Origin of the sequence: Cytobacillus firmus (assembly GCF_023715565.1) — a bacterium.
Lineage (GTDB): Bacteria > Bacillota > Bacilli > Bacillales > Cytobacillaceae > Cytobacillus > Cytobacillus firmus_C.
In genome coordinates this window covers 18,679-32,348 of the sequence record NZ_JAMBOJ010000019.1, presented here as the reverse complement: position 1 = coordinate 32,348, position 13,670 = coordinate 18,679, and the positions used below count along the sequence as shown (strand labels likewise).

Annotated in this window: 12 protein-coding genes; 6 read left to right on the top strand and 6 right to left on the bottom strand. The window is 38.1% G+C overall.

What is annotated here, in order from left to right; translation table 11 throughout:
• Nucleotides 1-4 precede the first annotated feature (4 nt).
• A complete protein-coding gene (locus M3205_RS25810) occupies nucleotides 5-1,927 on the bottom strand; it encodes a BglG family transcription antiterminator (RefSeq protein ID WP_251169700.1) in 1,923 nt (640 codons plus the stop codon).
• A gap of 491 nt (nucleotides 1,928-2,418) precedes the next feature.
• On the opposite strand from M3205_RS25810, the gene M3205_RS09610 reads away from it, so the two are divergent.
• Together M3205_RS09610 and M3205_RS09605 are read left to right on the top strand one after the other, a co-directional pair.
• Entirely contained in the window at nucleotides 2,419-3,036 is a 618-nt protein-coding gene (locus M3205_RS09610) for an NAD(P)-dependent oxidoreductase (RefSeq protein WP_251169699.1), read from the top strand.
• A 188-nt stretch (nucleotides 3,037-3,224) separates the two neighbouring features.
• The gene (locus tag M3205_RS09605) at nucleotides 3,225-3,746 is read left to right on the top strand and encodes a PadR family transcriptional regulator (protein ID WP_311315721.1); all 522 of its coding nucleotides are present in this window, start codon (nucleotides 3,225-3,227) and stop codon (nucleotides 3,744-3,746) included.
• A 199-nt stretch (nucleotides 3,747-3,945) separates the two neighbouring features.
• Here M3205_RS09605 and M3205_RS09600 read toward each other — a convergent pair whose 3' ends face one another.
• Nucleotides 3,946-5,385, bottom strand: coding sequence for a PRD domain-containing protein (locus M3205_RS09600; protein ID WP_251169697.1), 1,440 nt, complete (start codon nucleotides 5,383-5,385; stop codon nucleotides 3,946-3,948).
• A 418-nt stretch (nucleotides 5,386-5,803) separates the two neighbouring features.
• Here M3205_RS09600 and M3205_RS09595 point away from each other — a divergent pair, with 418 nt between their 5' ends.
• The 3 genes from M3205_RS09595 (at nucleotide 5,804) to nagB (ending at nucleotide 8,004) form a co-directional block, all read left to right on the top strand.
• On the top strand, nucleotides 5,804-6,298 hold the full coding sequence (locus M3205_RS09595; protein ID WP_251169696.1) for a PTS sugar transporter subunit IIA: 495 nt from the start codon (nucleotides 5,804-5,806) through the stop codon (nucleotides 6,296-6,298).
• Nucleotides 6,299-6,395: 97 nt separating this feature from the next.
• On the top strand, nucleotides 6,396-7,232 hold the full coding sequence (locus M3205_RS09590; protein ID WP_251169695.1) for a Cof-type HAD-IIB family hydrolase: 837 nt from the start codon (nucleotides 6,396-6,398) through the stop codon (nucleotides 7,230-7,232).
• 40 nt (nucleotides 7,233-7,272) lie between these two features.
• On the top strand, nucleotides 7,273-8,004 hold the full coding sequence (gene nagB, locus M3205_RS09585; protein WP_251169694.1) for a glucosamine-6-phosphate deaminase: 732 nt from the start codon (nucleotides 7,273-7,275) through the stop codon (nucleotides 8,002-8,004).
• Between the two features lie 89 nt (nucleotides 8,005-8,093).
• Here the strand turns inward: nagB and M3205_RS09580 are convergent, their stop codons facing one another.
• The 3 genes from M3205_RS09580 to M3205_RS09570 form a co-directional block, all read right to left on the bottom strand.
• Nucleotides 8,094-8,846 carry a MurR/RpiR family transcriptional regulator gene (locus M3205_RS09580; RefSeq protein WP_251169693.1) on the bottom strand — a complete coding sequence of 251 codons (753 nt, stop codon included), beginning with the start codon at nucleotides 8,844-8,846 and terminating at the stop codon, nucleotides 8,094-8,096.
• A gap of 109 nt (nucleotides 8,847-8,955) precedes the next feature.
• Nucleotides 8,956-10,347 carry a class-II fumarase/aspartase family protein gene (locus tag M3205_RS09575; RefSeq protein WP_251169692.1) on the bottom strand — a complete coding sequence of 464 codons (1,392 nt, stop codon included), beginning with the start codon at nucleotides 10,345-10,347 and terminating at the stop codon, nucleotides 8,956-8,958.
• The gene (locus M3205_RS09570) at nucleotides 10,331-11,914 is read right to left on the bottom strand and encodes a PTS transporter subunit EIIC (protein WP_251169691.1); all 1,584 of its coding nucleotides are present in this window, start codon (nucleotides 11,912-11,914) and stop codon (nucleotides 10,331-10,333) included. The genes M3205_RS09575 and M3205_RS09570 overlap by 17 nt, the downstream gene beginning before the upstream one ends.
• Before the next feature lie 442 nt (nucleotides 11,915-12,356).
• Here M3205_RS09570 and M3205_RS09565 point away from each other — a divergent pair, with 442 nt between their 5' ends.
• A complete protein-coding gene (locus M3205_RS09565; RefSeq protein ID WP_251169690.1) occupies nucleotides 12,357-12,677 on the top strand; it encodes a heme oxygenase in 321 nt (106 codons plus the stop codon).
• 479 nt (nucleotides 12,678-13,156) lie between these two features.
• Here M3205_RS09565 and M3205_RS09560 read toward each other — a convergent pair whose 3' ends face one another.
• Nucleotides 13,157-13,627 carry a MarR family winged helix-turn-helix transcriptional regulator gene (locus M3205_RS09560; protein ID WP_251169689.1) on the bottom strand — a complete coding sequence of 157 codons (471 nt, stop codon included), beginning with the start codon at nucleotides 13,625-13,627 and terminating at the stop codon, nucleotides 13,157-13,159.
• Between the last annotated feature and the right edge of the window lie 43 nt (nucleotides 13,628-13,670).

The following is a 13,670-nucleotide window of genomic DNA, read 5'->3' as shown; positions in this document are numbered from 1 at the left end:
TGTTTTAACAATCATTTAATAGTTTTATTATTTCTTCTGCTGAACCGCACTTTAGCACCTTTTGGACCATAGAACTGTTTTCAATTAGCGTAATAAGCCTTCGATACATCCGTTCCAGGTCATCACCAGGTTCTTTTCGAACATTTAATAAACAGACAAATTGAACCATCTGTTTATCAGCCCATTCAACAGGCTTTTTTAATGTGCACACAGTCCAAAATGTTTCTTCTGTTTCCGGTGTAAGCGGGTGAGGGACGGCGACAAGGTTTCCAAAGCTGGTTGGAGCCAATGCCTCCCTCTCGAGCACTGAATCTGCATAATTTTCGGATACCAAGTTTTGTTTGTATAACTCTTCACACATAAAACGGATGACGCTTTCTTTATCCTCAAACTTTTTATGAATAAAAACTCTGGATTTATCTAAGTAGCCTTTTTCCTCGTACCCGTTTACAGACGATAAGCCCTCCCGGATACTGGCAATATCACCTTCACCTAAAAAAGTATTGACGACCTGCACAGGGACGCCCAAATCTCCTTTTAACGGTATTGTACTAATAATAAAATCTATTGAGGACAAGTCGTGTTCATTCAGCTGATAATAATTAGTGGTTGCCACAATATCGAGTTCATCTTTAAATTCATTTTTCAAACGGTAGAATAATAGCCTGGCGCTTCCCACGCCTGAAGCACACACAACAATGACCCGTTTGGCCTCCTTTTGCAATGTCTTCATTCTTTCTAATGCTACTCCTATATGAATGGCAATATAGGCAATTTCATGTTCTCCTACTTCAACTCCCAAATACTCTCCAATACATTTGCTGGCTATGGCCGCTCCCTCAAATGCGCTTGGATATTTCCTTTTGATGTCGTCCAATAAAGGGTTCCGAATGTTCATATTGTAGCGTAATCGATTCATCGCAGGCCGAATGTGCAAAGTTAGCGCTTGAATGAATTCCGAGTCATCATGAAAATCCCAATTCAGCTCCGTTTTCAATCTTTCCAGGATGCATTGAATAATCGTACCCAGCTCATCGAATTTACTAAATTCATTCAAGGTATTCTTATGAATTAATTTAGTCCCTAACAAATGGACAATAATATAATCAATTTCAGCAAGGGGGAAATGCTGTCCGGTAAATTCCTCTACTTCTTTCACAATCTCATTTGCTACTATACTTTCAAAAGGATATTTTCCCGTTAGGTCATGTTCCAGGTTTTTAATAACAAACCCTTCTTCAATTCTCTTACATCCAATGGTGATATGGGTCGCCAAATTCTCGAGGGCTATATCAGAGATTTCAAATTTGTATTCATTTACCTTTTTGATGATGATTTCCTTTATCTTTTCAAACAGCGTTTTGTCCAAAAGCTGCAAAGACTTGCTGTCAATGTTTAAGTTGCTGCTTCTGCTGATAATATGATTTGAAAAGCATAGCCGCCTCATATATTCGTCGCCTTCCACACGCGTGCCATGATGAGGCCTGGATATTAATTTCAGCTGATAGCTTTCCAATATTTCGCGGACGATTTTCAAGTCACTTTGCAGTTTAGGCTTAGAGACAAACAGATCTTCCTCAAGGCTTTCTAATTTGATTAAATCCTTTTCCTGCAAAAAACGCTTTAATATATATAAGACCCGATTTTCCTGTATGGAAAAATCTGATTTGGAGTCATCAATCGATTCCGCTGCATTAAGTGTGAACACACTCTCAAACAGGCTATAATCCTTTATTTCTAATAGATAGCCTTTACCGCGAACCGATTCAATATTGATACCTAATAAACTTTGTGATTGAAGTTCTTTAATCTCAGTTCGAATCGTCCTATCACTTACACCAAGTTCTTTTGCTATCCATTCTGCTGTAACAGGTTCAGTTGATTTCATTAAAGACAGCACAATATCCTTTTGCCGTTTTGTAACCACCTATCTATCCCCCTTTCGTTACTCTTATTAATGGCTCTTTCTGTATATATTATTGTTGTGTTTTGACACTATAAATGAAAAAATATATCTGATGATCTTGCACCTTCCACTACGAACCCAAACCCTTGATAAGGGCCTTTTTAAATAGATTCCATCCTACTTTATATTTTCCTATCCATATCGTTCTGTCAAGGTCAATGAAAGAGAGGCCCCTCATATAAACAGCTTCCTATTGCTCGGATACATCCTCTTGATCCCATTCTCTGAAGAATCACCTCCTGGAATTGGGATTGCAGGCTTAGTCATTTATCTGCTATCCGTTTTTAAACCAGTAGGCAGACAAACGAACTAACCCAATAGCCTACCCGCCAAGTCACTTTGGTAAATGCAAAGTGACTTGGCAGCAGATATAGAGTACAATCTGCCTAAATACTTCGATAAGTGCTCATCTTGAAAGAATAGTTTTACCAAAATGAAAAAGGAGTGGAGATATGAGGATTATTGTATTTGGTGCAACCGGGGGCGTTGGCCAACATGTCGTGAAGCAATCATTAGAAAAAGGGATTGCGGTTACTGCTTTCATACGCACCCCTTCAAAGATAGAAATCGCACATGAACAGCTTCAAATTGTACAGGGAGATGCCTTTAATAAAGAAGAAGTCGCCGCAGCCATTGCAGGTCATGATGCTGTTGTGTCATGTTTAGGCTCTAATCAGGGAATGAAAAAAACAGCAGAACTTGAAGAAATGACAAAAAATATCGTAGATGGCATGCAGGCACACGGCATCCAGCGCATCGTCTACACAGCTTCTGCAGGCATTAACAAGGAAATTCCAGGAATCAGCGGAAAACTGATCATGCAAATGCTGAGAAACCCTCTCGCAGATCATCGGAATGCCGTGGATTATATTCAAGCATATGGATTAAACTACACAATCGTCAGGCCGATGGGATTAACGAACAATGCTTTAACAGGAATGTACAGGGAGTCAGAAACGGGCGTACCAGAAAAAGCAAGAACGATTCCGCGCGCCGATGTAGCACATTTCATTGTGAAAGCATTAAGCGATGAACAGTACCAGAACTCATCCATTGGCATTGCTACCTAGGTGTCCTATTTAAAAAAAGAAGCTGAATTTAAAGGCGTTTCACTTACTGACTTTAAATTCAGCTTCTTTGTCTGAGTGTGTCATCTTTTACTATCCCTTCACTCCTCACTATCTGGCTGGGCAATTGACTGCAAATGAAATATACGAGAAAATATAAAACAAGATTGTAGCAAGAAAGGCTGATCTCAGTGGAACAACGCTCGCTTATTCTACTTGGGCTACTCATGAGCCAAAGTCAGCATGGGTACCAGATTAATGAATTTATAGAGAGAAACTTAAGTGCTGTAACGGACATGAAAAAACCTACTGCTTATGCAACATTGGATAAACTCAGTCAAAAAGGATATATTGACATCCAGTTGAAGCAAGAAGGAAACAGGCCGACTAGAAAGGTGTACTCCATCAATGAGAGCGGCAAGCAATACTTTTACCAGTTATTGCTGAACAACTTATCTTCAGCTGAAAAAGTAAATTACAATGGAGATATCGGGTTGATGTTCAGTGATTTTCTTCCTCTGGAAAAAACCATTCCTGCATTGGAAGAACGTTTAAAAAATAATAAAGAATTATTGGAAACGATGAAACAAACACCTTCCCACGGAGTAAGGTCTGGAGTCAACCTGGCAGTAGAACACAAAATGGCGATGCTGGAAGCAGAAGTCTCTTTTCTTGAAAAGACTATAAAAAATCTTTCTCTTTATTCGGAGTAAATTCTTTATGGCCAGTTCAATATAAAAAAACTGATAATTACACTTAATTGGTCACTTTTGACTAATCATGCTATTTTAGAGACTGCCTTTATTTCTGTGGTGATTCATCATTCAACCTAATTGAAGGGTTATCCATAAACAAAAAACCTCCCTGATTGTAAGATGAATCTGGAAGGTTTTTTGTATGGATTCATATCCCTTACAAGAAATGCGAAGGGTACTTTGTTAGTAAAAGTTCCTTTATCTCTTCTGGATCTTTATCTTTGATTTCATCAATAAAATGATCAGATAGAATTTTCCTTCGAGAACTGCTTGAGAAGCCTATTTTCAGCAATTTATCAATATCCCTCTGATTTAGATAGAAATTTAATTTTACACAGGAGTAACTATTTTCTGCTAATAATGCGGCAATTCGATTGGAGAAAGTAATAATTAAATCATATTCAATCTGTTCAAGTTCATACAGTTCATTTATATTATACGTTCCTGCCACTGTAACGTCTAAGTGATGGCGAAGATTTTCTGCAAAATAGCTGGTTTTTTCTATTGCAGAGTTACTTACAATCACAATTTTCCTGCTATTCCTTCCAATCACTTTATTTTTCATCGTAAATTTTCGAACTAGCAAGGTCAGGGCTGAGATTTGCAGTTTTGAAAACTGAACATCCATTTTTGATTCAATAATGGGAGTTGCCTTACTCACCGTTCTGTACAACTTAGGCAGTACTTTATGAGTATCATCTAACTTTTTATCATAGAGATTATAATCAAGCTTATTTCGAATATAGCATTTGTAAATATAGGAGTACACCTCATTAAAAATTGCTTCATAGTCATAAAAAGTCGTAACTATATGGTCTTGTACTTGATTGATAAAAGCGAGCACAGCCATCTTTAATCTCGTGTCCATAGGCGGCGGTGAAAACGACATATAGTCAAGAGACGCGGCCAAATACGTGAAAAATAAATCCTCCCTTTTTTGATTTATGAGTAGCTGATAGTTTGGGACCTTTAAATCAAGTTCCATTTCTGCTTCCAGCCTATATCCCTGTCTTAACCGGTATAGGCTAAGAACTAAGCATAACAAGCAGAATTTCTTAGAAGGATATGACATTCTTACTTGATTCTCTTTGATAAACTTATTTAGTAAGTCCTTTGCCTCTGCTATTTCCACTTTGGCCATTTCAGCAAAAACCTCGAAAATCATTTTTTGCAGCGGATTATTGGCTTTCCGATTCATTAGATTCCCAGCCGAATCGATCTCTACAAGAGAAACTAAAATTGATGCAGTTAAAATTCGATAGGACCTTTCGGAACCTGTAACTTTCATTCCCTTTTTCGGGACAACCTCAAATCGGAGATTCCTTTTATTCAGATACTCAGTAAGCGCCTTATTATCCTTTTTCTTTGTCGTTAGGCTCATCCCCATCTTCTCATACAGCTTCGAGACATTGAGAACAGGGTAAAAAAAAGAAAAAACAATAATAGCTGTAATCCGTTCCTTTTGTGATGAAATATAATGTTCAAGCTGCAGATTGCTTACAAACCCAATATAGTCATTATATTTTAACTGACTAATAATAGTGTTTTTCTCTATCCTAAGCTGTTTCTCATCTGGAAGATGCAAGTTAATATTCATCACATGTCTTTTTAAGCTATTTGAACTTCGCCCGAAAAGCTGATCGGAATCTTTTAAATCTAACTTTCCTTTTTCCTGAAGAAAACCAATAAGTTTTAAGTCAAGACTATTAATACTTATTGGGACCAGCTCCTTTCAACTAAAGAATAGTATAAAAAAATCATACCTAACAAGACAGTAAATTAAAATGCTGATTTGGTGCTTATTTTTCACTCCGGAGTAATGAACCAATGTCCAGGTATCTTTTTGGAGCAGTTTCAGACCATAAAGTTGCCTTGAACCTGACCCTATTAAAAAATAAAATCAAAATGAACAACACTAAGCAATTAATACCTATTTAATAAATTCTATGAAGAGTTCCCTACGCTTTTATAGTGGTTGGTTTAGGGTGCTCAAAAAAAAGGCAGGAGAGGATAGCATGTTTAAAAAACTTTTTAAGAAACAAACGGCTTCAGAAGAGATTGTAAGCCCTGCTAACGGGGAATTAATGAAAATAGAGGATGTCCCAGATCCTGTATTCAGTCAAAAGTTAATGGGAGAAGGAATTGCTGTTTTGCCATCAGATGGAAGGATTGTGGCCCCTGCTAGCGGCGAAATCATCCAGTTAGCTGAAACTAAGCACGCCTTTGGCATTAAAACGGACCTGGGCGCTGAGATACTTGTTCATATTGGGTTAGAAACTGTAGCTTTAAAAGGCCAGGGTTTCAATCCAGCAGTAAAAGTGGGGGATAAGGTGTCAAAGGGACAGCTCATTATAGAAGCTGACCTGGAGTTTATTTCTAAAAATGCGGCAAGTACAATTATACCAATGGTCGTAACGAATAGCTCAGAGGACTTATTCACGTTTACATGGAAAACGTCCACTGACGTTACCAGGGGAGAAAGTGAAGTCTTAGCGATTACATTAAAATAAAGAGAAATTACGCAGAATCTACTAAAACGGCTGCAGATAGCATCCGTTTTTTCAACATGTTCTGTGATTTGCTTTTACTATAAATGAGGAAGCAGGGATGTCATTGAAACTATTTGCACTTGATCTGGACGGCACACTGCTGTCTCCTGACAAACAAATTTCACAAGACGATATAGAGGCTATCCAGGAGATACAGAGAGATGGACATATTGTGATGGTCTGCTCCGGACGGGCTCCTGAAGATATTAAAGCCATTCTCAGCAAATATAATCTTACGTGTCCAATAGCGGGAAGCAATGGGACTGTTGTAGAGGCTGAAAATCACATAATAAGCCAGATTTCAATGGAACAGAATGATGTAATCTCCATTATTCAGAGATTGAACGAAATGGTTTTCCCCTACTGTCTCTATACGAATAATGGAATCTACTTCCCGGATGATTGGTCAGAACGGGTAAAACAAAGTATCAAAGGTTTAGGAAATACAGATTTTCACCGGTTTATCGAAAGGCCACAAATCTCTGTGCATGTAAATGTTTTTACAGACCATACCAAACTACTGCTTGATAAGCATATAAATGTAAACAAACTGTACATTCTCACGTTTGGTCCAGATCGAAGAAACAAGCTCGTTCCCTTTTTGAATGATTATTCAACTATTGCGGTTACTTCATCAAGCTCTATAAATGTTGAAATTATGCATAAAGGTGGACATAAAGCCGTTGGCCTGAAAAGAATGGCGGAATATTATAATATCCCTTTAGAAAATACTGTGGCTATTGGAGATAATCTTAATGACATTCCAATGCTTGAATGTGCCGGCTATTCGATTGCAATGGACAATGCAGACAAGGAAGTTAAGAAAATATGTGACTCTGTCACACTGTCCAATTCCGAAAGCGGTGTCTCACATGCTTTAAAGCAATTCAGGTAATACCCGTACGCTCTAACCCCTTACAGAAAGGAGAATGGCTATGAAAATACTAAAGGTAAAAGATTATGATGAAATGAGCAGAAAAGCGGCTGAGTTTGTTGCAGAAAAGGTACGCTCTAATCCAAGTCTAAAACTTGGATTGGCAACAGGCGGAACTCCAGTTGGCTTATATGATTATTTAATAAAAGATTATTACAATAATCATACTTCCTATCGACACGTCACTACGTTTAACTTAGACGAATACATTGGGCTTTCGGGAGAAAATCCTTATAGCTATCGTTATTTTATGAATGAACACTTGTTTGACCATATTGATATTGAAAAGGCCAATACATACGTTCCTCAGGGAGATGGGAATAATCCAGAGAAGCAATGTATCGAATACGAAAAGCTGATCAAGAAGCATGGAGGAGTGGACCTTCAAATTTTAGGAATTGGAAGCAACGGTCATATCGGTTTTAACGAACCGGGGACATCTTTTCAATCGGAAACACATATTACGGAGCTAACCCAATCAACACGAGAAGCAAATGCACGCTTTTTTAACCATATAAACAACGTTCCATCCCACGCCATCACAATGGGAATTGCCAGTATAATGAGAAGTAAGGAGATTTTACTGCTAATTTCAGGAATTAATAAAAAAGACGCTTTAACTCAACTGTTAACAGGTGAACCGAATGAAAATTTCCCTGCATCCATATTGGAAACACACCCCCACGTTACACTAATTGCAGATGCTGAGGCGCTGGGAAACGCAGCTGTTTAATCACAAAAAAGCCATGAAACGAATGGAGTATTCCTGTTCGATTCATGGCTTTCGTACTGAATCACGTTATAGTGGCATCAGTACTTCTATTAGTTGTTTTTATCACTTTTTAACAAGGATAACTGATGAATGAGCATATCGACGATGACAAAGAAGCCAATTCTTGAAATTTTGTCGTTTCTTTTGGTGTCGGAGGTATGTGTATACACATATAAATTATCATTCGTGTAACTGGCTAATTTATTGGACTGGAAAGACGTTAAGCTGATGATGTCAGCCTTTTTAATATGTACTTTTTTTGCTGTCTCAACAATCTTTTCGGTATTGCCAGACAATGAAATAAAAATAACCAAATCGCCTTCCCTGACGAAATTCGTGAAAAGTTCTGATAAATTATAATCCTTTATGAATACACATTGGATCCCAATGGACAATAACAAATGTTCTAAATAGCTCCCCACTGCTTTACTTGTCCCTCTCGCCATCACAAAGACGTTGTTGGCTGAAAGAATTTTTTTCGAGCAGCTCTCTAATGCTTCTTCGCTTACAAGTGTAAATGTTTTATCCACACTATCCCTTAACATGTCTCGAAACGACAGCCCCTGGCTGGATTCATCAATTTCTTCTTTTGCAAGCGTACTAAAATGATATTTAAGTTCTTTAAACCCGCTAAATCCGAGCTTTTGGGCCAAATTAATGATGATGGTTTTGGATACGAAGGCAGCATCCGCTAGTTCATTTATTTTCAGATATGGAATGACTTCTTTATTATTTAAAATATAATTGAGGACTTTTCTTTCACTGGCAGTCATCTCGTCATAGTTCTCTAAATAATTCATCATATAATCCCTCAATTATGGCAGTAGTTAAATTCACAGATTATTATACCATGACAAAAATAGAATAAACATCAGCAAAAAACCTTCCATAAAGCTATGGAAGGTTTCTTGGCTAAATCAACACTTTTTCTGCTTCTTGATATTCTGTGAAAATTCTGTCTGCCGTATCTTTCGCCCTCGATGCCTCTGTTTCAGCAATAAAAGAGGACAACCCGGTGTAATTCCTTGGATCAATCATCTCCTGGATTTCTTCATCGATAAATTCGCTGGCAATTAACTCATTTGCCTTCAGGTTGGTATAGAAATCCTCCCCCTCAGATGCAGTTTTCATGGCAATCTGATACATCAAACTATGTGCTTGATCTTTCCCTAATTTACTCGATAACTTCATCATCACATATTCACTATTGTCTAGGCCTTTATTACGTAATGCATTATGGAGCATACGCTCTTTATGGACAACCATTGTCCTTGTTAATTCCTCACAGCGCAATAGAACCTCTGTTGTCAGTTCCAGCGCTTCTTCAAGGATTCCATCAAACAGCATATAGGAACTGCTATCCCCCTCATATGGCCGGACAGCCGAGTACATGCCCACTCCAGGCAAGGAATAAAGCTTTTGAGAGTTTGCAATAATTCCCTTTGCCAATTTCGGATTTATTTTATGTGGCATTGTGCTGCTTCCTACTGTGCCTTTGCTAAATCCCTCAGATACTTCTGCAATTTCCTCGAGTGTCGTGCTATAAACTTCCTCTCCAATTTTATGGCAGACATTCGCAAGAAGGCTTAAGTTCATCATGTACTCAAGTTTATGTGTACTGATGTTTCTTGAAGGGACTTGCATAGGATACATCCCGACTAGTTCTGCCACTCGCTTTTGCACACCAATTCCCACTTCGGGCATGGAGCTAAACGCACCAACGGCGCCACCCATCATCACTTGGAATACTCTTTTTTCAGCTTCTGCCATCCGCTCAAATGCATTTATAAATTCACTAATCCAAACGGACACCTTATAACCATAGGTGATCGGGATGGCGTGACGGCCATGCGTGCGTCCAGGCATCACTGTATCTTTATTTTCGAGTGCCAGCTTGCTCAAATTATTTAGTATTTGTCCGATAAGATTCATAAATTTCGAATGTACTTTTTTCATAATATAGAGCTGGGAGCTTTGCTGGATATTTTGTGTAGTAATCCCATAATGAACGTATTTCCCGCTTTCACCAGGGCAAGCCTTCACCAATACCTTTAAAAAGGGAACAAACCCATGGCCGATTTCCCGATAGATCCGGTCCATTTCCTCGAAATCAATATTTTCAACTTTGGCTGCTTCTTTAATATCATTGGCAGCAGCTTCAGGAATAAACCCTGCTTCTGCCTGTGCCTGGGCTAATGCTGCCTCAAATAATAGCCATGCTTTATATTTTTCTTCTTGTGTAAACAAATGTTTAATGCCTTGGTCATCTATCGTTTTGCTTTTTGAGTCATATAACGCCCGCATTTTTATTTCCTGCCCCTCTCATGTTATCATCCACTGCATTTCTGACAAATTCCACCTGAGGACCAAATACAATATGAATGTGTTTATCCGAAGGGAAGAAAAAGCCTGTACAACCAGATTTCTGCAGCGAATCTTTATCGATGTTTTTCACATCACCTAAGTCGATTCTTAACCGCGTAATACAGTTATCTACATTTAAAATATTCGATCGTCCGCCTAATGCGTTGACAACGATATCTGCAATTTCCCCGTAGCGTTTTTCTTTAATCAGAGTATTATCCAAAGCTTGATCTTCTTCTCTTCCTGGCGTCTTTAAATCAAACTTAATAATTGCCCAATAGAAGATAAAGTATGTGGCAACAGCTAATCCTGTCCCAATGAGCACCAGATAGATCCAACTTGTATTTTCGTATAGGAGCCCGAAAATCGCAAAATCAAAAACAGTTCCGCGAATGTAGCCGATTGCGACTCCTGCAAAGGATAAAAGGACAGCTCCAATACCGACTATACATGCATATAAAACGTATAATAATGGTGCGATAAATACGAAAGTGAATTCTAATGGTTCAGTTACATTCCCTAATAGAGCAGTTAATACCATTGTCACCAGCATCGATTTAACATATGGTTTATTATCCTTATGTGCCGCTTTATACATAGCAAATGCAATGGCCGGGAATAAAAACATTGTGACCAGCATTTGCTGCTGTGCCATAAACCTGGTTAACTGAGGCATCATGCTCCAATACTGACTGTCAGGTCCTTGATTAAAGAGAACTTCGGTCAGTGCAGGAAGAACCCCCACATAAGTTTTTCCCTCTATAACATAGGTTCCGCCAGCTTCTGTGAATCTAAATAAAGCATTCCACACATGATGAAGCCCAAACGGAATAAATAACCTCTCACCCGCAGCCGTAAAAAATGGCCCTGCAACACTTAAAAATACGACTGATAATTTCATTAACACTCCGACCATGAATTCCCAAATGAACGGAAGCAAAAGGCCTACTGCCGTCATCATTCCTATCGTGATGATGGGCACTGATTTTTTTCCGGAAAAGAAGGCCAATGCTGTTGGCAGCTCTAAATTTATATATTTGTCAGTTGCCCAGGCAGCCACCAGACCTGTGATGATTCCCCCAGCAGCACTAATATTCATTGTTTGAATTCCTAAAACGCTAATTTGACCATACTGGGTCATAACCTCAGGATCTGCCATTTTTCCTGTTATGGTCAGCCAAACATTCATCGCAACAATTAAGGTTAAATACCCTGCCGTTGCGGCAAAAACGGAAATCCCCTTGTCTTTTTTGCTCATACCATAAGCTACACCCATCGCAAATAGTAAAGGAATATTATCAAAGATTATACTGGCAATCGTACGAATGCTTACTAAAGCAGTATTGATCCCTTCATTCCCTAGAAATGGGAATCTTTCGATCATATATGATTGAACTAAAGCGCCACTTATACCCAAAATCATCCCAATTGGTGCTAATACCCCAATAGGCAGGAGAAGGGTTCTGCCAAATGTTTGAATTGAGCTACTGACTTTTCTCTTACTCACCGAGCTGCCTCCTTTAAATTTTATATGGCAATCTTAACAAGAGAGAATAACATTTGAAAGCGCTTTTGATTATTACTTCATGACTTAGGTCACCAAATCTGACTTAGGTCATTTTTAGGCATTTAACCTCCTATCGCCTTCATAGAAATAAAAACTTTATTGGATTAACTAAAGGTTGTGTAAAAAGAAGCAAATTAACCAAGATTTTTGAGTTCCAAGCGCGACTCAAATTTACTTTACGATTAGTCACGTTTGACTAATCAATTAGAAAATAATATAATTTTATTAAATTAGTCACGCATGACTAATCAAGAAAAGCTAAACTATCTCAGTGTATAAGGCTTTAAACAGTGATTTTCTCTTTCCGTGGAACAAAGAAGAGTTTGTACTTTTCTTCTTTAGCAGTTCTCATTAAAAAAATCTTTAGCAGGGGGAATATGAAATGATTATCGTAACAAACCGCATTAAGCTAAAGTCAGGATTCGCAGAAAAAATGGCGCCCATGTTCACAAGACCAGGTGCCCTGCAGAAAATGAATGGCTTTGTAAAAGTCGAAGTATTAGTGACTAAAGACCTTCCTGAATATGACGAACTTAATGTAAATATGTATTGGGATACAATGGAAGACTTTACTCAATGGAAAAACAGCGATGCTTTCAAAGAAGCCCATTCAGGCCCAGGTAACGGAGGTCAGGATTCACCTCTTCTTGGAAGTGAAATCATTATTTCTGAAGTGGCTTCGACTTTAGAGGCCATTAAATAAGGACCTGTATTAGGAGCCTTTCATTCGTTGACTTGTGCGCTAAATATATAGCAGGCATTATCTACTGGGCTCTATCTGGTGTAGTGACCATGGCCCTTTTGAAAAGAATCCGATTAGATCTGCTCCTAAAAAAGAGCCAAAAATAAGCAATGTATTACTTGCTATTTTTGGCTCTTATTCTTTTGCGTATTATGCAGACAAACTATTTTCTGCCGCTCATCATCATTACATTTCCCATTTTATTCAATTTAATCCACGTTTGATATTTAGGTTTGGCTCTTTTCGTATAAATGGTTGTTTTTCGCTTATCAATGTTGTCCGTTGATTGCAGTGAGAGGATGCTCAGCGAACCACTACAATCAACTCAGTAAATATAATATAAATAGCAACAAACTTTGCGAAAACAGCCTTAGGTTTTGATTTCAAGTTGTCCGCCATCCTATTACTAATCTATTTTTACCTATGGATAAATTCCCCTGTTATTTCTCTTTTATTTTTTCCATTTCCCGTTTAAATACTTCTATGCTTTTGCTCATATAATCATTGATGATTTTAAACTCTTCAGGAGTATAATTTGAGGTGACTTTCCCCATTTCCTGCCCAAACGAGTGAAAATAAGGACCTATTTCAGAGGCAACCTTTTCAAAATTTGCTTTAATGTTTACCTTTCTCCTATCATTACTATCTCTTTCCCTATAAACAAAGTCTTTTTTTTCAAGCCGGTCGACAACCGTAGTCACCATTCCTGTTGACAACCCTGAAATAGATGCTATCTGTCCAGCAGTGAGTCCTTCGAATGGAATGATCCCCAAGACTTTATAATCGGTTAAATTTAAGCCTGCTTTTTCTGCGATCATTTGGTGAAACATGATTATGGCCAAGCTGAACTCTTGTCCCAAATTAGTTGGTTCTTGTTCTCGCGAATCATGATTTGCAGTTGACAATTTCATCAGACCCTTCTAATATAAAATTAACTCTAAATTAGAGATACTT